This window comes from uncultured Devosia sp., from assembly GCF_913055165.1.
Taxonomy (GTDB): domain Bacteria; phylum Pseudomonadota; class Alphaproteobacteria; order Rhizobiales; family Devosiaceae; genus Devosia.
The window spans coordinates 22273-41302 of sequence record NZ_CAJXJS010000030.1; the positions used below are offsets into that span (position 1 = coordinate 22273).

Here is a 19030-nt window from a genome sequence, read left to right on the forward strand (position 1 = left end):
AGGTGCCGCATCAGCCCTTGACGCCCGTGGAGGCGATCGAGGCGATGAAGGCGCGCTGCAGGAAAAGGTAGAAGGCCAGCACCGGGACGGTGATCAGCGAGAGATAGGCCATGATCTCGCCCCAGGCGCGGTTGAGCTGGAAGAAATATTGCAGCCCGACCATCACCGGCCGGTAGCGTTCTTCCTGAACCACCATGAGCGGCCAGAGATACTGGTTGTACATGACCAGGAATTTGAGGATGGCCGCCGTCGCCAACACCGGGCCGGCAAGGGGCATGACGACGCGGCGATAAACCTGCCACCAACTTGCGCCCTCGACCCGTGCGGCCTCGATCAATTCGCCCGGCAGATCCTTGAAGTACTGGACAAAGAGGAAAATGGTCAGACCATCGGCAATAAACGGGACGATCTGCACCTGATAGGAATTGAGCCATCCATAAGTCAGGCCATCGAGCCCCAGCCAGGGCAATTTGGAGGCGATGAGCAGGAGCGGGATGGCAATCGTCTCGAACGGCACGATCAAGGTCGCCAGGATCAGCGTCAGCACCAGATCCCGTCCGCGCCAGTCGATGAAGACGAAGGCGAAGGCGGCGGCCGAGCAGATGAACAGGGTCAGGGCCACCGTCACACCGGTGACGATGACGGAATTGAAGATGAAGAGCCCCACCGGGGCGCGGCGAAAGGCGTCGAAATAATTGTCCAGCGAGATGTCGCCAACCGGCAGGAAGGCGCGGAGGCTCCGCGTGTCGCTGAGCAGTTGCGCGTCGGGCTTCAGGCTCGACATCAGCATGAACACTAGCGGAAAGACGAAGATCAGGGCGATCAGCCCCAGCACCGTGTAGCGCACCGCAAGGCGCAGCCCGTGATTGTCTGCGGAAAGCTGCGCCATCACTTCTTCTCCCTGGTGAGCCAACGCTGCAGCAGCGAAATGGCGAGAACAAAAACAAACAGGATCACCGAAATGGTCGAGCCACCGGAGATATCCTGCTTGCCATAGCCGCGCTCGACGGCCTGGAACACGATGGTTTGCGTCGAATCGAGCGGACCGCCGCTGGTCATCACATCGATCTGCGCGAACAGGGCAAAGGCCTGCATGGTGATGACGATCAACACCAGCACCGCAGTATTGCGCAGACCCGGCCAGGTCACATAGCGGAAGGTCTGCCATTTGCTGGCCCCTTCGATGGCAGCCGCTTCGTAGAGCGAGGGGCTGATGGTCTGCAGACCCGAGAGCCAGATGACCATGTGAAAGCCCACGGCCTGCCAGATCGACATGGCGATGATGGCGCCAAGCGCCGTACTGGGATTGCCTAGCCAGTCGATGCGGGGGAAGGCGCCAAACGTCAGGGCGCCCAGCAGATTGTTCAAAAGGCCGCTCTGACCGTCATAAATGAAGCGCCAGAGCAGCGAGACCACCACGATCGAGACCACGACGGGCATGAAATAGATGGCGCGAAAGACATTGATGCCGCGCAGTTTCTGATTGATCAAAAGGGCAAGGACCAGTGCCAGCCCGCCCTGCACGGGTGCCACGACGAGCACAAAGATGATGGTGTTGACCACGGCCTTGGCGAACACCACGTCGCGTGCCAGCACATATGTCCGGCTCTCGCCAAGCGAGACGCTGAACCATTCGCGCATGCCGTCAAACTGCGGATAATCGGGATTGTTGCGCGTATAGCCACGCAGTGCCGGATAGCTGACGGTCCCGTCCTCCTCGCGCAGGATTTCGCCGGCATCATCTCGCTCCGGTTCCAGCGTGAGCAGCCCTATACCCAGAAGCTGGCTGTAATTGCTCAGGCCCACAAATTGGGTGGGATTGGGCGAAATCAGGCGCTGATTGGTGAAGCTCAGGCCAATAGCGAACAGGAAGGGCAGGACGATGAACAGCCCCATCAGCACGGCCGCGGGCCCCGCCATCAGCCAGCCGGTTGAATTTGAGCGTGTGAATTTTGAGGCCATCTGCCGCGAACCTTTCCGCATTGGGACCCCAGCTGCAGCCGGGGTCCCTCCAGAGTCGAGGGGAGGACTCTAGAACCCGTAACTGTTGTTCTTGGCGATGTCGGCGTCGATTTCGTCGACCGCGGAGTCCAGCGTGTCCTGGACATCAGCGCCATTGGCTATATCGGCCAGGGCCTTCTCGAAGACCTTGGCGGCAACGACATAGCCGGGCGTAACCGGACGGACGAGAGCCTGGGCCTCGGAGAGGTCGAAGAACACGGCCAGCGGCCCGCCATCCTTGTAGTTCTCCGTCATGGCGGCAGCCGAAGCGGTGGCCGGGATCAGGCCGATGCCGTTGGAAAATTCGGCCAGATACTTGTCCTGCAGCGCGAACTCGATGAAGGCCGAGGCGCCCTCGGGATGCTCGGATGCGGCTGAAACGCCGAATTGCCAGGAGGCGGCGCCGATCTTGGGGCCATTGCCAAAGTCCGGGGCAGGCAGGAACAGCACATCGTCATAGGCATCCAATGTGCCCAGGGCCGCCCAGTTGCCGTTCCAGGAGAACGCATATTTGCCGCTGTTGAAGCCGTTGTCGCGGTCCGCCGGGTCCTGCGTCGCCTGGGCGTAACCATCGTTGAAGAGGCCCTGCCACCAATTGCCGAATTCGACTGCCGCATCGCCATTCAGCACGCCTTCGGCGGTTGTATAGGTGGAGCGGTCGACGATGTCGCCGCCAAAGCTCTGCAGGAATGGCGAGAATGCATAGGGATACCATTCGCCGGTCCAGGCGGTGCCCAGATCGAGCGCATAGTCGAACTTGCCCGATGCCTTGGCTTTGGCCAGGGCGTCCATGAATTCGTCGCCCGTCCAGGGCTGCTCCAGCGTGGGCACACGCAGGCCGAGTTCATCGAGATAGGACTTGCGCGTCACCAGCGAGATGGCTGCGTCCCAGAGGCCAATGGAATAGAGCTGGTCGTTCCACACGCCCTTGGTGCCGGGCAGGTAGTTGGCGATCTTGGCTTCGTCGATCTGCAGCGGCTGCATGTAGCCCGACCACGCCCAGTTGGGCATCACCGGACCATCGACATCGAGAATGTCGGGAAGATTGCCCGCCAGGGCGCCAGCCACGACGCTGTCATTATAGGCTGCCTGCGGGAAACTCTGCATTTCCACCACCCAGTCGGACTGGCTGGCGTTAAAATCCGAGATGATCTGGTTGACGATGTTGGATTCAACCTCATTGCCGGCGCCGTGATACCACATGGTCAGGGTCGTCTGCGCGAATGTGGCGCTGCTCATGGCAGTCGTGATGGCGATGCTTGTCGCCAATAGGCGTAGGGATGTCATGTTTCTCTCCTCCTTGAGTTCAGTTGGGTGACATTGCCGTCACGGGTCAGGACGCTGTCGCGCCAGGCAACCGGGGCTGAGACGAGTTCACGGCTCGGCTCGCCGGATTTCGGGGTTCCGTTGATCAGGCGCAGCAACTTGTCGGCTGCGCGCGCACCCATGGCGGCATAGGGCAGTTCGGCGCTGGTGAGGCCGGGATGCAGGTGCTCGGCGATCATGCGGTAATCGTCATAACCGGCCACCGACATCTGCTGGGGTATGGCGACGCCCCGGTCGCGCAGCAGGCCATAGACGCGCATGGCCATCTTGTCGTTGGCGCAGCAGATGACAGTCGGCTCGGCCTTGAGCACGCGATCGAGCGCGTCCCAGAGCAGATCATATTCATGGGTGGGGCTGGGTAGCGCACCGACCTGAACCAGGCGTTCGTCCACCGCGATGCCATGATGGGCATGCGCCCGGCGGTAACCGGCAACACGCAGGCTGCAGGCGGCCTGATGTTCGGGCAGGGTCAGATAGGCGATACGCTGGTGGCCCCGGCGAATGAGCCCGTCGACCAGGGCAAACTGGCCGCCTTCGTCATCTGGCAGGATGCAGGGTGTACCGTCGGCGTCAAAGCAATTGACGAGCACGATCGGCAGATCACGCAGCGAGTCGGGGAGGGTCACTTCCCGGTGATATTCGGCGACGTAGAGAATGCCTTCAACGCGATGCTCGCGGAAAGTCTGCAACAGGGTGGGGATGCGCTCGGCCTGCCCGCCACTGTCAGCGATGAGCAGGGTGCGGTTTGACTGGTCAATAACCCGTTGCGCGCCCTGCACCAGGTAGATTTCGGGCAGGCCGGCATCTTCGAACTGGTGGGTGGTGCTGATGGCGCCGGTGATCATGCCGATCAGGCCCGAACGCTGCGAACGCATGGTGCGGGCGGCGCTGGAGGGGACGTAATTGAGCGTCGCCATGGCCCGCTCGACGGCCTCGCGGGTCGCCTGATTGACCGGCGCATCGCCGTTCATCACCCGGCTCACCGTCTTGGGTGAGACACCCGCAGCTTTGGCAACATCATAGATCGTGGCCACAAATTCCTCCTCTGGTTGATTGGAACCAGCAGTCTACGCGGTCGCGCAGCGCGGGTAACCAGTCACCAAGATGCCGCCGGCGCTCTGTGACACCGATGTCATGACATCGGTGTCATGAATGAATGAGGAGCGCGCAGGAGTCAAGAGGTCAGCGTGGACTCTAGAAGGAAACGCAGCAACGTCACGCCGTTCGGGGGCTAGAGGCGACTGGTCGGCGCCCACGCCGCAGCGTTCGGCTGTTGTTGTCGCATTGGCTGCGTGACAACGGTCCTGCATTAGCAACGCCACCTGGCATCTGGGCCAATATGAATGATCTGGACATGTGGGCCGTTTGCTGGCCAGCCGCGTCGGGGGTCACTCTCGCACGAGAAAGTGGCGCGCAACGGCGCCGATCAGCTTCAGGTCTTCCAGCGAATCCTCAAGGCTTGTCTTGTTGGGGGTGTCATTGACGATGCTGCCGCGGAAGGCTTCAAGTTCGACGCGGAAGGGGTCCTCGTAGATCGGACCAACGATTTCCGTACCGGTTTGCGTGGCGCTCGAGGTGATGACCTCGAGCCGGGTGGGGAGATTACGGATATAGGGAGTGTCGTAGTTGAGCTTGAAATGCTGGGTCTGGGTGAGGACCTCAATGCCGGCATCGAAACGAGACACGTCGTCGATCACGGCCTCATAGAGCGCGGTGAAACTGCCATAATCGAACAGCGCAACCACGGTTTCACCCCCGTGCTGGGTGGCGTGGCGCACGCCTTTCGGCGTCCCAAGCAGATCGCGCATGGCAGAGAAACTGTCGTCTAATCGCTCCGCATAATGCAAGTCCTTTTTAGCAGGCCGATCTGTCGTTTGCCGGGAGCACGGTCGTCTTCGCGGTCGGCATAAGCCGCCGCATGATGGGGCTTCGCAGGATGAACCTTCCAATGTGTGAGACGCACTCGGCCAGCCTTATGGTGGCTAGAGGGTGCAACAGCCTCAGCGGAATGGTTCGCCCACGTCCCGGCAGGGACACCTCGACGCGCTTCTAGGCGCGGCAAGCTCGGATGTTTGAGGTCAGGCCACGGCGGCCTTCGCATGATAGGGTTCGCCGGACTTCAGCATGGCGTGCATAACGACAGCCAGCTTGCGCGCGACGGCCACGGCGGCACGCTTGAAGCCGAGCCGTTCCCACAGCGTCAGTCCCCATGTGCGCAGATCGCTATCAACGCGGCTGCGCGTCAGAAGAACGGTCGCCGCCTCGTACAAAAGCCCCCGCATATGAGCGTCGCCTCGCCGGGAGATGTGTCCGTCATAGTCGACTTCGCCCGATTGATAGCGACGCGTCGTTAGTCCGAACCAGGCTGCGACTGAGCGTGAAGACTTGAAGTTGTCAGGATCCTCCACTGCAGTAACAAACGAGGTTGCGGTGATCGCTCCTATACCGGGAATGGCCATGAGCTGCCGGCAAGCCTGGCTCTGCCGGGCACCAGCAAGAAGGTGGCGCCCCAGTTTTGCAGCCCGCGTCCGAACCGCTTGCCAGGCTTCGAGCAGGGGAAGGATAATCTGGGTCAATCCTTCGTCGCCGGACAGAAGACGCTGAACCTGGGCCTCGAATGATCCACCTCTCGCGCTGGGCACGATCAGGCCGAACGTCTTCATGAGGCCCCGGATCTGGTTAGAGAGCTCGGTCGACATTTGCACCAGCTTGTTGCGTGCGGCGACAAGCGTTCGCACCAGCATGCTATCATATCCCTTCACACGCACCTCGCGGAAGAAGCCCACCTCCGCCAGATGTGCCAAGCCTTCGGCGTCATTGGCGTCGGTCTTGTTGGGCGCCATGTCGAGGGCGGCCTTGGCGTGGCGGGCATCGATGCAAATCGCCGGGACCCCTTCCGCCGTCAGGGCATGATAGAACCAGATCGACAGCGGACCCGTCTCGAACACGACCCGCTCGGCTTCTGGTGCATTCTTACGTAGCACTTTGGCAACAATCGCGGGATCGGACGCGCACTTGCCGCGCCAAACTCGCTTGCCGTCCCTGCGCACGCAGATAGCCGTCTCTTTCAGGGATACGTCGAGACCGATATACTCACTCATGGTTGTTCTCCGCTTGTGGCATGGGCCCGGCGTCCAGTCGTGAGCCCGCAACTCCATACTGCCGGGGAACAATCGCCACTTCCAATCCAGGCCGACTCAATCCGGCCCAGGGCGCTCGATCCCGCGATTACCCCATGTGTGAGGAAAGACCGGTGAGGACCTGGTAGGCACGTAATGCGTCGGGCGGACAATCATCACCCATCACCGAGCGGAGCATGACCTGAGTGCGTGCGCGCCCCTCTGCAATGAGTTCGGCTGGCACATCGGCAGGTCTGAAGACATTGCGCGTCTGGGCGACGAAGTAAGGCGCCTCGCGGATAATGTCACGAATGCGCACGTGGCGATTGGCGTCGAGTGGCGGCAAGCGCCTCTTGAGTTCGAGGAAAGCCCTCGAGAAGCGGCGCATATAGCCCACGAACACCACTTGCCCGGGCCGCCGCGGCACCGAAAGGATTGGTTCGAGCTGTGCCGCCGTGAGGCAGGCGGGCTTTTCGACGAACACGTGCTTGCCGCTGCGGATGGCTCGTTCAAGCAGTTCGGCATGCAGGTGATCGGGCGTCAGGATGAAGACGGCATCAAGCCCATCATCGGCGATTAATGCATCCGCACTCTCATGGCGCTTGGCCACTCCATATCTTTGGGCGATGTATTCGACCAGCGAAGGCGATACGTCGGTGATTGCCGCGATGGAAAAACACGGATCATCGGCCAGCAGCGGCAGATGCATGAGCTGGGCGACTTCGCCCAGTCCGATGAGGCCGACTTTGAGATACGGGCTCATCCGGAAATCCCGGTCATATAGGCGAGATTGCGGGCGGCCAGCTGCAGCGGTGTTTCGGCGGCGTTCTCGGCCATATCCTGTTCGACCACGATGGGACCGGTGAAACCACGCTCGGCAAGCAGGCGCATTACTGACTGAATATCAACCGCGCCATCGGGCAGGGGGCACATGACCCCGGCCCTATAGGAGTCACTGACCGAGATTTCTCCCGAAAGAACGCGCGCGCGCACTGCCGGGTCGACATTTTTCAGATGCATATACGCGACACGAGGGTAGACCCGTTCCAGATAGCCAATGGGGTCCTGGTCCCAGAAGGCATGATGGCCGGTGTCGAAGCAAAGGTCGATTTCGGTGTCGGCCAGGAAGCGGTCGATCTGTGCCTCCTTTTCGATGGCGGTGCCGATATGCGGGTGAAAGCTGAGCTTGAGCCCGTGCTCGCCTTCGACAACCTTCTGGGCAGCACCCACCATGGCGATGAGGCCGCGCCACCCTTCGGGGTCGAGCACGCCTTCCTGCCCATGGGGATAGGCATTGCTTTCATCCATGACGACGAGATGCTTCGCGCCTAGCGAGGCGAGCAGATGGGCGAGATCTGCCACGGTCGCCAGGAACTCCGGCATCGTGTCGGCATCGCTGAAGGTGTGGACATGGGTCGCGCCGATCAGCGTCAGTTCGCGTCGCGCGAGCTCGGCCTTGAGCACTGTCGCATCCTTGGGCAGGAAGCCGAAAGGTCCCAGTTCCGTGCCGCGATAGCCGGCGGCGGCGACCTCATCGAGGTATTGCTGCCAACCATAGTTATTGCCGGTGGGATAGGTGATGCCCCAGGAACAGGGCGCGTTGCCGATCAGCATCGTTGGGCCTCGATATAGATGGGGTTGCTTAGCGCACGCCGGAGCGGCTGCTCGGAAATGCGCGCGCCTTTGAAGTGATCAGGCAGTTGCACGCCCTTGAGCACGGCCTGCAATTCTCCCACCAGACGGTCGCGACTGGCCACTGCGATCACCTCGGCTCGGACAAAGCCGGTCGGCCGGTCGAGGGGCACCCGTTTCGTCCAGTCGTTTCCCTCGATCTCGACTTCCGCAATCGGGCCGGTGGCATCGATGAGGACGACGTTGTCGCCGGCTGCACCTCGCACTGTCACGTCCAGCCCAAGGAGCATGTCGACGCCCCCCCCCATGACGACGGCACCGGCACGAATTTCGAGATGGGGCCCGTTCGGCCCCTCGGTGACATATCCATGGCCCGATTTCATGGCGGCCAGGATCGCGTCCTCGCTCAGCTCAGGCAGGAAGAGCACCGTCGTGGGCCGCGCCAGGACCAGCGGCCCCTCGGGTCGCAGGTCTGCAGGCTGGTGGTAATCTGAGCCGCCAATGGCCGAAAACTTCATGCCGGAGGCCAGCCGGTTCTGGTAGCGCTCCAGGGCGACCCAGTTCCAGTCGAGCCAGGTGGACTGCCACACTTCCTGGCAGTCGGCCGCAGGCAACTCGTAGTCCCAGGGAATGACCGGCTTGTCGTGATTGATCGAGAGCAGCCCGCCCCTTTCATGCACCAGGCGCTCAAGGACATGCGCGTCCGATGGCCTAGTCATGCGGAAGTCGATCCACTCGTCAAGCCCGAACACATTGGCGTGGCCTACCGCGGTCGTCACCTCCATGCCGCGCACGAAGACCAGATCGGGTGAGGAGTGCGGATGGAAATAGCGGCGCTGGCTGATGGTGTTGTGGTCGGCGATGGCCAGAAAGTCGAGCCCCGCCTGCCGCGCCGCCGCGTGCAGCGTTTCCGGGGAGCCCTTGGCGTCTGAATGATAGGTGTGGCAATGCAGGTCACCCTTGTACCAACCGGCTCCCCCACGGACCGGAAAGCTACGCTCCGGCTGCGGGACAAGGGCGCGCGGGGTGGCGTCGAGAGCAATGTCCGCCCTGATCATGGCGCCCTGTTCGGGTACCTTGTAGAGCCCCAGGATGACGTTCCAAGTACCGGGATGGATTTCGCCATGAATGTAGCCCGGCGTCGCATCATCGGTGGCGATGAAGAAACGGTCGCGGGCGCCCCCGCTCCAGCCACGAAAGCCATCCGCCGTGGGATAGCCTGTGTCTCGCGGGTCGAAGGCACCTAAGTCGATGATGCAATCCTCGGCCTTGGGATAGCTGAAGGTCACATCGATGCGAGTGGTGCCCTCAGGTACCTCAAAGGGGATGTAATAGTAGGGGTTAGCGGCCTGGTCGGCGCGGGTGACGTGGGCGGTGATGGTGGTCATGGCTGTTTCTCAGACTGCAACGCCGTGGATGGGCCCGAACCCCCGCCCTTGGTCCCTCCCCACAAGGGGGAGGGAGACGATGAGCTCAGGCTTCGCAGTCCTGCGCCGCCCTCTTCTTGACGGGGAGGGAATGAGTGTGGGGTGATGCAGCAGGCCCTCATGCCGCGCATGCAGGTTATTCCCCCACTGCCGGGATACGCTTGCCCATGGCGTCGAACAGATGCACGTGCTCGGCCGAGAAGCTCAGGCTCACCTGATCGGACACATGGAGATGGTCGTCGGTGAAGATGCGCGCAGTGACGCGGGCGCCTTCGCCACGATCGATGGTAACCAGGCTTTCCGGCCCCATATTCTCATTTGCAAAGAGCGGTGCGCTGATGGAGTTGGTCGCACCGGCCGCTGTGAGCGAGAGATGCTCCGGGCGGACACCGAGTGTGAGTTTCGAACTGCTCGCCAGCGCATTGCCAATGGCGTCGGTCATGGGCAGGCCGGCCATGGCGAGACCTTCGCCTTTCAGCACCAGCTGTCCGCCGGCTTGAGTGCCGTCCACCTCGACCAGGTTCATCGGCGGATTGCCGACGAAATTGGCGACGAAAGTGGTGGCGGGACGGCGATAGATTTCGATCGGCGAGGCATATTGGACGATCTTGCCCTGATCCATCACCGCGATGCGGGTGGCAAGCGCCATAGCTTCGGCCTGGTCATGGGTCACATAGACAGCCGTCATCCCCATGTCGCGCTGCAGGTGGTTGAGGAAACCGCGGGCCTCGAGCCGGAGCTTGGCATCCAGGTTGGAGAGCGGTTCATCGAAGAGATAGACCTTGGCCGGATAGACCAGGGCACGTGCCAGCGAAGTGCGCTGCTGCTGGCCGCCGGAAATCTGGCTGGGGAGGCGGTCCATCAGATGGCCGATCTTGAGCACATCGGCGACCTCGCGGGCGCGCCCATGGCGATTGGCGACGGCCTCGCCGCGCACCTTGAGCGGGTAGGCGATATTGTCGGCCAGGTTCATGTGCGGATAGAGCGCATAGTCCTGGAACACCATGGCGATGTTGCGGTCTTTGGGATGCAGATGGGTCACCTCGTCGCCGCCGATGAGGATCTGCCCGGAGGTCGGCGTTTCCAGGCCCGCCATCATCCGCAGCGACGTGGTCTTGCCGCAGCCCGATGGGCCTAGCAGGCAGACGAACTCACCATCGCCGATGTTGAAATTGACTTCGGAGACAGCCTTGAAGTCGCCGAAGCTCTTGGTGACGGATTTGAATTCAACTGAAGCCATGAGTGATCAAGCCTTGATGCCGCCGAAGAACCGGAAGCCGAACTTCCAGCTGACGAAGAGATAGAGCGCCACGACGGGCAGGGAATAGATGAGCGAATAGGCCGCCAGGAGCGTCACGATTGGCGTGCCGGCTTCCGAATAAAAGGAGTAGATGGCAACCGAGGCCGGCATGTTGTCCGAGCTGCGCAGCAGGACGAAGGGGATCAGGAACGAGCCCCAGATATTGACGAAGCTCCAGACTACCACGACCACGATGCCCGGGCGGATGACGGGCAGGGCGACGTCAAAGAAGGCCTGCACTGGCGAGGCGCCCGCCACCATGGCGCTTTCCTCATACGACTTGGGAATGGAGTCAATGAAGTCACGCAGGATGAACATGGCGGTGGGCAGCAAACCGCCGGCGAAGGTGAGGATGACGGCGACATGGGTATCCATGATTCCTGCCGCCGAGATGATGAGAAAGATCGGGACCATGGCCGCCGAACCCGAGACCACCGAAGAAAACAGCAGCAGGACATAGGTGACCGCGCCCTTGCCCGGCACCGAGGAGCGCGACAGGGCATAGGCGGCCAGCGTAGCGGCGGCACCCACCAGGATGACACCGCCGGTGGCCTGGATGAAGCTGTTCCACAAGGCCTGTACGGCATAGGAATTGCCGAACACGGTGACGAAGTTGCTCAGCGTCCAGGGATCGGGCACTGCCAGGCCCATTTGCGCCTGAGCATTGAATGGCGCGAACAGGAACCATAGGAGCGGCAGGGCGAAGACGGCGCCGATCAGGGCGGCCAGGGCCGAGAAGGCGATGCGGCCGAAAAAGGCGGGAATGGTCAGGTTCATGGCGCGGTCCTCAGGACTTGGGGGCCTTCTTGCGGCCCAGACGCAGATAGATCAGCGCAAAAGCCAGGTTGATCAGCATCATGATGACGCCCACCGCGGCGCCCTTGCCGAACTGGAAGTCCTGGAAGGCCACGCGATAATTGTAGATCGAGACCAGCTCGGTCCGATAACTCGGCCCACCATTGGTGAGCAGGAAGGGCGTGAAGGTATTAAACGTCCACATGGTGATCAGGATCAGGTCGGTGACGATATGGCCCCGGATCAGGGGCAGGCCGATGTCGCGGAACTTCTGCCAGCTCGAGGCGCCCGCCACATCTGCGGCCTGGAAATAGCTCGGTGGGATGGACGAGAAGGCCGAATTGAACAGCATCATCGAGAAGGCGGCGCCGCGCCAGGTGTTGAACACCACGATGACCCAGAAGGGCTGCTGCAAGAGAAAGTCGCCGGGGGGCAGGCCAAGTCCGGTTAGCAGCATATTGAGAGTGCCTGCGTCGCGGTCGAGGAAAGCAAACCAGGCAAATCCGATGACCACTTCGGGCAAAATCCAGGCGGCGATGACGAAGGTCTCGGTTATGCGCTTGATCCAGGGCGGTACCGTCTGGATCAGCCAGGCGAGCAGCAGTCCCAGAAGCGCCTGGCCCACAAGGGCAGACATGAGCACGAACTGGGTGGTCAGGATCAGCGAGAAGCCGAACTGACCGCGCTGGAAAAAGGTCGCCGGATCAAATAGGGCCAGGTAGTTGCCCAGCCCGACGAAATCGGGATTGAGCGCTGTCTTGCCAATCAGCGTCCGGTTGGTGAAGGAAACAAAGATCACCCAGAAAAAGGGAACGATGACGAAAACCGAAACCAGCAAGCCCGCCGGCAGCATGAATGCAGCGCCGGCGCGATTGGACAACAGGGCAAAGTTCCTGACCTTGCGTTGCGGCTGGGTGGAAATGGGTTCGGTGGTCATGGCGTACCGCTTCGATCTGGTGGCAAGTTGGCTGGTCAAAGGCAGGTCGCGCGGTCCTTGGATCTGGCCCGTGGCATTTGCGAAACGCGCCGATCCTGAAAAGTCCTCGGATGACATTCGAGGACTGACTTGCATGGGTGTCGCGTTCAGGTGCCCTTCCTGTCCCCTGAGACCCAGCGCCCCTTGGGGCGCCGGGCGGGCAGGGAGGAGCTTAGAGCAGGCTGACGGTGTTCTCTTCACCGACGATGGCGGTGACGGCAGCCTTGTACTGGGCCATGGCCTCTTCCGGCGACAGTTCACCGGAAACCACGGCCTCGGTCATGCGCTGTATTTCCTGCGACACGGCGTTGTAGTTCGGGTCGTTCGGACGGGCCGTGGTCAGCGGCAGCAGGGTCTGACTGGTTTCGGTCAGGAACGGGTTGTTCGGGATCGGCACGTCCGAACGCGAACGGATGCCCGGCTGGTAGTCCTGGAAGGCCGTCATCTGCTCCTTGCTCATCATGAAGGACAGGAGCTTCCAGGCCTCCATCGGCGCATCGGTGTTCGGGTTGATCACGAAGCCCGTGCCGCCCGAGATCGAGACGAAGTCCTGGCCGCGAATGGCACTGCCAGGCTCTTCCGCCGGCATCTTCACCCAGCTCATCACGTTGCCGCGGTCTGCTACCTCGAATTCCGAACCCGGCGCGGTGACCGAGCGGTAGAACCAGTCACCTTCAACCAGCATGGCGGTCTTGCCATCGCGGAAGTTGGCGAAGGACCGGTTGCGGCCATCGGCCAGCAGCTGGGCGCGTTGGTCGCCAAGGCCTTCATCAACATAGATGGTCTTGTAGAGGTTGAGCACGTCCAGGATACCCTGGCTCTCGACGATGAACTTGCCATTTTCGTCGGTGACGCCTTCACCCGTACCGAGCAGTGCCATCCAATAGCCCTGCATGGTAGTCGCTTCGCCCATGGCCACGCCGGCGTTGAGCTGCAGCGGGGCCTCCACGCCAGCCTCCTTGAGCTTGCGGGCAGCATCGAGCACGTCATCCCACGAGGTCGGCTGCCAGTCGGCCGGGATGCCGGCCTGCTCAAGCAGGTCCTTGCGCACGAAGATCATGCGCACGTCGGTGCCCAGGCCGATGCCGTAAGTTTCCCCGTCATAGGACATGATCGAACGGATGCCGGGCGAGATGTGATCCCAGCCTTCCCAATTGGCATAGTCTTCGCCGATCAGGTCATCGAGCGATTTGAGCTGACCACCTTCGGCAAAGGCGGGGATGAGGAAGCCGTCGAACGCGGAGATGTCGGGGCCGGCGCCGGTCGAGAAGTCGAGTGCCAGCTGTTGGGTGAGCTGGGCATCTTCGCCGCCAAACTGATTGAGCGTGACATTGATGTCCGGATTGGCCGCTTCGAAGGCCGGAATGACCTGTTCTTCCAGCCATTCCGCCGTGGCGCTGTTGACGCCGCCAATCACGCAGCGGCAGGTAATGTCGAGATCAACGGCAAAGGCCGGGACTGCCACGGCAGAGGCGCCGATCAGGCCAAGCGCAAACGCGCACATACGATTTTTCATCGTCCAAATCCTCCCAAATGATGGCTCCGGATTCTCCGAGCCGGTCTTGGCCGGATGGCTCCTCGCATCCGACCCGATCAAAATGAACACGTTTTCACTTTTCGTCAATGCGGAGATTGCGCGGTGGAAATGTGTCGCCCGAGGAGCGAGGTCACTCAATGGCAGGAAAACAAGACAATGCAGTGACGATCAGTCATTCAGTTGCGGCCTCCTTGATGGTCGGATAACTTGACATTGAGCCTCTGAAGCTCGAAGAAGTTGAACACGCTTTCAAACATGTTGGGCGGGAGGGGTATGTGTCCGAAGGTGCCGGAGAGCAGCGAGGCAGGGCAACGGCCGAAATGGTGGCCGAGCGCGCCAAGGTATCGCGCGTGGCGGTGTCGCGGGCCTTCAATCCGCACACCTCGCTCAAGCCGGAAAAGCGCGAACTGATTCTGAAGATCGCGCAGGAACTGAACTACACGCCCGATCGCGCGGCGCGAGCACTGGTCAGCGGCCGGACCCACCTTGTGGGGGTTATTGTGCCTGATGTGTGCAGCCATTGGGAAAGCCAGGAGATCGACGCGCTGACCACCGCGCTGCAGGCCGAGGGCTTTGCGACCCTGCTGTTCAAGACCCGCACCGACTATTCGATGGACGAGAAGTTGCTCGCCTATATGCGCGGGTTCAATCCGGACTCCGTCATAGCCTTCGTCGAAAACGTCAAGCCCCGGACGCTCGCCCGCTTCCTTGACCGCGCCGTGCCCATCTATGTCGATTATCCGCTGGCAGGGCAGGCAGCCCCTGCAGCGGGTGAACCGCTGTTTGATCGGCTCAACATCCTTCAGCACGACGGTATCGACCAGGCCGTGGCCTTGTTGCAGGGTTATGGCGTCAGCCGCATTGCCTATCTCTCAGGCATCGACAAGTCCCGCGCCAGCATCGCCCGTGAAACCACCTTGCGCCAGGTTATGGCCGAGCGGGGAATGGCGCCGCCAACGGTCATACAGGGCGACTTCGGCTATGATGCAGCCTACCAGTCGACTATCGATCTGTTTCGGGTCGGCGTGGGGGCCGAGGCCATTTTTGCTGCAAACGACGTCAGCGCCTTTGGTGCACTCGACGCCTTGCGGTACGAATTGAACCTTCGGGTGCCGCAGGATGTCAGCGTCATCGGCTTTGACGACATCGCCCAGTCGCACTGGAAAAGCTACAACCTGACGACTGTGAAGTTCGACCTCGATGCACGCGTGCGCGCCCTTGTGCGGCTGATCCTGCGTCGGCTCAATACCCCTGACGCCCCTGGTCTCGAGGAGACCCTCAACACTCGCCTTGTCGTGCGCGGCACGGTGGGCTGAACATTTCATGACCACAAGCACCATTCATCTCGTCTTCAAGACCCACCTCGATATCGGCTTCACCGATCACGCTGCGCGTGTGCGGAGGCAGTATCATGACCAGTTCATTCCCCAGGCCATCGCCACCGCGACCCATTTCTTCAACGAGAACCCTCAGGCGCCCGCCTTTGTCTGGACCACCGGGGCCTGGCTGATCTGGGATCACCTCAATTCGCAGGGGCCCGAGCGCGTGCGCGCGCTGGAACGGGCCATCGAGCGTGGGCTGATTGCCTGGCACGGGCTGCCCTTTACCACTCATACCGAATTGATGAACCCGGCCGTCTTCCGGGCCGGCCTTTCCTATTCCGCCGAACTTGACCGGCGTTTCGGTAGGACCACCATGGCCGCAAAGATGACGGATGTGCCCGGGCATACGCTTGGCATGGTGCCGCTTCTGGCCCAGGCCGGCATTCGCTTCCTGCATCTGGGGGTCAATACCGCCAGCCCCGTGCCCGACGTGCCGCCTATCTTCCGCTGGCGCGCACCCTCCGGCGAGGAGGTGGTGGTGATGTATCAGGGTTCCTACGGCGCCACCGACTTTCCGGCTGGCAGCGATGTGGGTCTCAGCTTCGCCCACACCAATGACAATATCGGCCCGCAAAGCGTGGGACAGACGGTCGAGGCCCTGCGCCACTTGCAACACCAATACCCCGAAAGCCGCATCAAGGCGTCGACCTTGGATTTCTTCGGCGCGGAAATGTGGGCCCGTCGCGAGACCTTTCCCATTGTCACCCAGGAAATTGGCGACAGCTGGATACACGGCACGGCCAGCGATCCGGCAAAACTGGCGCGGTTCCGCGCGCTGTCCCGCCTGTATCAGGGCTGGGACGGCGCCCTGACGCCGGAACGCCTGGCCTTCGGGCGCGGCCTGACCATGGTGGCTGAACACACCTGGGGCGTCGACATCAAGACCTATCTGCGCGACGAGACCGCTTGGGATAGGGCTGATTTCGAGGCGGCGCGACGCAGCGATTATCGTTTTGCCTATGCTGAGCAATCCTGGCGTGAGCAGCGGGACTATCTGGTCAGTGCGATCGACCATCTGGTCCCGCAAGACAGGCAATCGGCCTCAATGGCGTTCGAGCAACCAGCGCCGGACCCGGCTGCAGCGCGAGTGCCCGGCCAGCGCATTGAACACAATGGCTGGAGCGCAGACCTCGACCTCGAGAGCGGTGATATCGTCCGCATCGCTGCGCCGGATGGACGCGCGATCGAAGGGCTCGACGGAAGCCTCCTGGGCTATCGCCACGAAAGCTACGACTGGCAAGGCCTGCAAAAGCATCTCGACAGCTATTTGCAGCATCGGCAGGAATGGGCCGTTCTCGACCATGACAAGCCCGGCCTGAAGCGAGCGAAAACTGCACAGAGTGGTTGCTTCAAGCCTCGCCACTGCGGCGTTTTTGCCGGTCGCGACGCATCAAGCGCGCAAATGCCCGAGGCGTCCGCACAGCTCCTGGGCGCCCCCAGCACGGTGAGCCTCAGCGTGAGAGGGCTCGATGTCGATAGCGTCGAAATCCGCCTGGCTCTCTATGACAAGCCCGCCAATCGCATGCCGGAAGCCGGGTTCCTCAGCTTCACGCCGCGAGAAAGCGTACGATGGGAACTGGAGAAACTGGGGCTGTGGAACCCCGCCGACAACATCGTCCGGCGCGGTGGCGGGCAGTTGCAGGCCATAGAGGCGGCGCGCGCCGAAGGAATCACGATCACGCCGGTCGATAGTGCCCTTGTGGGACCCGCTGCCGCGCCCTTCATGCCCTTCCAGCCCGAGGTCCCTGATTTCAGCAAGGGGCTGCGGTTCTGCCTCTACAACAACAAGTGGGGCACCAATTTCCCCATGTGGTGGGAGGGCAGCCTCGCCTTCCGGTTCGTGGTGACGCTCGGTCGCTGACGCGACCTGCGGCGCCACTGCCAAGGTGGATCACCTGTCCGACGTATCGTCGCCTCGCCCGCCACCACACATCGCTTGCGCTTGGAGACGGCCCGTCTATAGGCGCGTTTTCCTTTGGCGAAGGGCATGTTCGGCCGCAGTAACCGATTTCCTGCCTCGGGTAACACTTTTCCCGCATCGTGAATCGCTTTTCCCTAACTCACCCACAACTCATGGGTGAGTTGTGGGTGAGTTGTGGGTGAGCGGTGAGTGAGTTGTGGGTGAGTTATGGGTGAGTTTTGGCTTATTCTCGAGCGGATCGTGCGCCGTGGTCGTTCGGGTGGGCCGTGGACCACAATGATAGCGCCTTCTTCCAAGGACAGGATGTGCGGCCGCGATGCCCAGGACGATCGTACAGCCTCACTCGGACAGGTGATGTGGATTGGAGACGCTCGATTTTTTGCGTGTGCCTTGCCAGGAGCGCTCCTAGCCTGAGAGCGACTGTAACAAGCCTGCCAGAGATTATCGCATGGATACCCTCCCATATTTGCTGCGCCGTCCTGTACCCAGGACAGGACTGGTCCAGAGCCGGAGCCCGGCGACTGTGGCCGCCTATAGGACGCGCTACGACGGCATGGTGCGGACGCTGGAGAGCAGTTGGGATGACGGCAGATATGGTCCCTACGAAGTTGCTATCGACCTGGTTCGGCGTGCACCGGGTTTGCGCCGTGCCTCGGTCCGGCAATACCGCGCCGCCATTCTCCAGCATCTGCGCGACCTCTGGGACCGCGGGGCGATCGACGAGCACGAGATCAAGACCGTGGTGGATATGCTCGACACGGCAAAAGGGATGACGCCGGCGGATGCGCGCCGGGCGACATCCTTCCGGACGTCCGCTGGGCGGCGCAAAAGTGCTTCAAGAATCGAGATCATGACGGTGTCGGCCGATGTAGCGCGCCGCCGGAGTTCTGTAGCCCACATCACCGCAGATATGATCCAGCTGGGCGTACTGGTCGGCGCACGCCCCGGTGAGCTCTTTAGCCTCTTCAGAGCGCCTGACGGGAGCTTTTGGGTGCGGTCGGCCAAGTTCAGTATCCGCAACGCCCGCGGCCTCGAGACGATCCGCAGACTCGATCTCTCGCTCCTGGGGCAGGACCTGCGCAGAAGGCTGGAGGCGCTGATGCTGGCGATACGAGCGCTTCTGGCTGACGGCGCCACGCCGGACCAGCTGCTGCGGCGGTGCCAGGCACTGCTGCGCCGGGTCAAGGCCGGATACGATGTGCCCTCACGTCGTATCTGTCTTTATACTGCCCGCCAGCAGTGCGCGGCGAACTGGAAGGCGCGTGGTGCCGACCCTGCCGAGCTGGCCGTATGGATGGGCCATGCGTCCACAGACACTGCGACCCGCCACTATGCCCGTGGGTCGGCAGGATGGCGGGAGTACATGGCCCAGCCATTGCCGCCCGTTGATCCCGAGCTTGTGGCCAAGGTCCGCCGCCCGGATCGTTTTGCGACCGCGCCGTTCAGGCAGAAGCGGTCAGCCGGGTATGACTACAAGCCTTGATACCAGAGCCCGTTTTCTCCCGTTAACCATGAGCTCGAATTGATCTGGAACGAAGACAGAACCTTGTGCAGTGTGCTTGATGCCGGATCGATGAACGATTCGGACTGGCCGGGTCGCTTCGCATAAGAAGC

General features: G+C 61.9%; 16 protein-coding genes. 3 read left to right on the plus strand and 13 right to left on the minus strand.

Going from position 1 to position 19030, the window contains the following annotated elements; translation table 11 throughout:
• Positions 1-10: 10 nt before the first annotated feature.
• The 13 genes from QZ564_RS11235 to QZ564_RS11295 form a co-directional block, all read right to left on the minus strand.
• Entirely contained in the window at positions 11-889 is an 879-nt protein-coding gene (locus tag QZ564_RS11235) for a carbohydrate ABC transporter permease (RefSeq protein WP_297109452.1), read from the minus strand.
• On the minus strand, positions 889-1920 hold the full coding sequence (locus tag QZ564_RS11240; protein WP_297109455.1) for a sugar ABC transporter permease: 1032 nt from the start codon (positions 1918-1920) through the stop codon (positions 889-891). The genes QZ564_RS11235 and QZ564_RS11240 overlap by 1 nt, the downstream gene beginning before the upstream one ends.
• A gap of 111 nt (positions 1921-2031) precedes the next feature.
• On the minus strand, positions 2032-3288 hold the full coding sequence (locus QZ564_RS11245; protein ID WP_297109458.1) for an extracellular solute-binding protein: 1257 nt from the start codon (positions 3286-3288) through the stop codon (positions 2032-2034).
• Positions 3285-4361, minus strand: coding sequence for a LacI family DNA-binding transcriptional regulator (locus QZ564_RS11250; RefSeq protein ID WP_297109461.1), 1077 nt, complete (start codon positions 4359-4361; stop codon positions 3285-3287). The genes QZ564_RS11245 and QZ564_RS11250 overlap by 4 nt, the downstream gene beginning before the upstream one ends.
• A gap of 354 nt (positions 4362-4715) precedes the next feature.
• A complete protein-coding gene (locus tag QZ564_RS11255; RefSeq protein WP_297109464.1) occupies positions 4716-5135 on the minus strand; it encodes a hypothetical protein in 420 nt (139 codons plus the stop codon).
• 270 nt (positions 5136-5405) lie between these two features.
• Positions 5406-6428: an IS110 family transposase gene (locus tag QZ564_RS11260; RefSeq protein WP_297109467.1), complete on the minus strand. Its 1023-nt coding sequence runs from the start codon at positions 6426-6428 to the stop codon at positions 5406-5408.
• 127 nt (positions 6429-6555) lie between these two features.
• Entirely contained in the window at positions 6556-7209 is a 654-nt protein-coding gene (locus QZ564_RS11265) for a Gfo/Idh/MocA family oxidoreductase (RefSeq protein ID WP_297109470.1), read from the minus strand.
• Positions 7206-8060 carry a sugar phosphate isomerase/epimerase gene (locus QZ564_RS11270; protein WP_297109475.1) on the minus strand — a complete coding sequence of 285 codons (855 nt, stop codon included), beginning with the start codon at positions 8058-8060 and terminating at the stop codon, positions 7206-7208. The genes QZ564_RS11265 and QZ564_RS11270 overlap by 4 nt, the downstream gene beginning before the upstream one ends.
• Positions 8054-9466, minus strand: a complete 1413-nt coding sequence (locus QZ564_RS11275; RefSeq protein ID WP_297109478.1) for a CehA/McbA family metallohydrolase — start codon at positions 9464-9466, stop codon at positions 8054-8056. Before QZ564_RS11275 ends, QZ564_RS11270 begins: the two co-directional genes overlap by 7 nt.
• A gap of 175 nt (positions 9467-9641) precedes the next feature.
• A complete protein-coding gene (locus tag QZ564_RS11280; protein ID WP_297109481.1) occupies positions 9642-10745 on the minus strand; it encodes an ABC transporter ATP-binding protein in 1104 nt (367 codons plus the stop codon).
• A 6-nt stretch (positions 10746-10751) separates the two neighbouring features.
• Positions 10752-11582 carry a carbohydrate ABC transporter permease gene (locus QZ564_RS11285; RefSeq protein ID WP_297109484.1) on the minus strand — a complete coding sequence of 277 codons (831 nt, stop codon included), beginning with the start codon at positions 11580-11582 and terminating at the stop codon, positions 10752-10754.
• Between the two features lie 10 nt (positions 11583-11592).
• Complete coding sequence (locus tag QZ564_RS11290) at positions 11593-12537, minus strand: sugar ABC transporter permease (protein ID WP_297109487.1); 945 nt, start codon at positions 12535-12537, stop codon at positions 11593-11595.
• Between the two features lie 211 nt (positions 12538-12748).
• Complete coding sequence (locus QZ564_RS11295) at positions 12749-14092, minus strand: extracellular solute-binding protein (RefSeq protein WP_297109491.1); 1344 nt, start codon at positions 14090-14092, stop codon at positions 12749-12751.
• Between the two features lie 296 nt (positions 14093-14388).
• Here QZ564_RS11295 and QZ564_RS11300 point away from each other — a divergent pair, with 296 nt between their 5' ends.
• The 3 genes from QZ564_RS11300 to QZ564_RS11310 all read left to right on the plus strand — a co-directional run bounded on the left by QZ564_RS11300 (position 14389) and on the right by QZ564_RS11310 (position 18899).
• Positions 14389-15429, plus strand: coding sequence for a LacI family DNA-binding transcriptional regulator (locus QZ564_RS11300; protein ID WP_297109495.1), 1041 nt, complete (start codon positions 14389-14391; stop codon positions 15427-15429).
• 7 nt (positions 15430-15436) lie between these two features.
• Complete coding sequence (locus tag QZ564_RS11305) at positions 15437-17356, plus strand: DUF5054 domain-containing protein (RefSeq protein WP_297109499.1); 1920 nt, start codon at positions 15437-15439, stop codon at positions 17354-17356.
• Positions 17357-17864: 508 nt separating this feature from the next.
• Positions 17865-18899 carry a hypothetical protein gene (locus tag QZ564_RS11310; protein ID WP_297109502.1) on the plus strand — a complete coding sequence of 345 codons (1035 nt, stop codon included), beginning with the start codon at positions 17865-17867 and terminating at the stop codon, positions 18897-18899.
• Positions 18900-19030: the final 131 nt, after the last annotated feature.

Bases quoted from the DNA above. Each gene is read 5' to 3' on its own strand.
- QZ564_RS11265 (WP_297109470.1), bottom strand. From the start codon at position 7,209: ATGAGCCCGTATCTCAAAGTCGGCCTCATCGGACTGGGCGAAGTCGCC.
- QZ564_RS11235 (WP_297109452.1), bottom strand. From the start codon at position 889: ATGGCGCAGCTTTCCGCAGACAATCACGGGCTGCGCCTTGCGGTGCGC.
- QZ564_RS11290 (WP_297109487.1), bottom strand. From the start codon at position 12,537: ATGACCACCGAACCCATTTCCACCCAGCCGCAACGCAAGGTCAGGAAC.
- QZ564_RS11295 (WP_297109491.1), bottom strand. From the start codon at position 14,092: ATGAAAAATCGTATGTGCGCGTTTGCGCTTGGCCTGATCGGCGCCTCT.
- QZ564_RS11275 (WP_297109478.1), bottom strand. From the start codon at position 9,466: ATGACCACCATCACCGCCCACGTCACCCGCGCCGACCAGGCCGCTAAC.
- QZ564_RS11245 (WP_297109458.1), bottom strand. From the start codon at position 3,288: ATGACATCCCTACGCCTATTGGCGACAAGCATCGCCATCACGACTGCC.
- QZ564_RS11260 (WP_297109467.1), bottom strand. From the start codon at position 6,428: ATGAGTGAGTATATCGGTCTCGACGTATCCCTGAAAGAGACGGCTATC.
- QZ564_RS11255 (WP_297109464.1), bottom strand. From the start codon at position 5,135: ATGCGCGATCTGCTTGGGACGCCGAAAGGCGTGCGCCACGCCACCCAG.
- QZ564_RS11280 (WP_297109481.1), bottom strand. From the start codon at position 10,745: ATGGCTTCAGTTGAATTCAAATCCGTCACCAAGAGCTTCGGCGACTTC.
- QZ564_RS11305 (WP_297109499.1), top strand. From the start codon at position 15,437: ATGACCACAAGCACCATTCATCTCGTCTTCAAGACCCACCTCGATATC.
- QZ564_RS11310 (WP_297109502.1), top strand. From the start codon at position 17,865: ATGGATACCCTCCCATATTTGCTGCGCCGTCCTGTACCCAGGACAGGA.
- QZ564_RS11285 (WP_297109484.1), bottom strand. From the start codon at position 11,582: ATGAACCTGACCATTCCCGCCTTTTTCGGCCGCATCGCCTTCTCGGCC.
- QZ564_RS11270 (WP_297109475.1), bottom strand. From the start codon at position 8,060: ATGCTGATCGGCAACGCGCCCTGTTCCTGGGGCATCACCTATCCCACC.
- QZ564_RS11240 (WP_297109455.1), bottom strand. From the start codon at position 1,920: ATGGCGGGGCCCGCGGCCGTGCTGATGGGGCTGTTCATCGTCCTGCCC.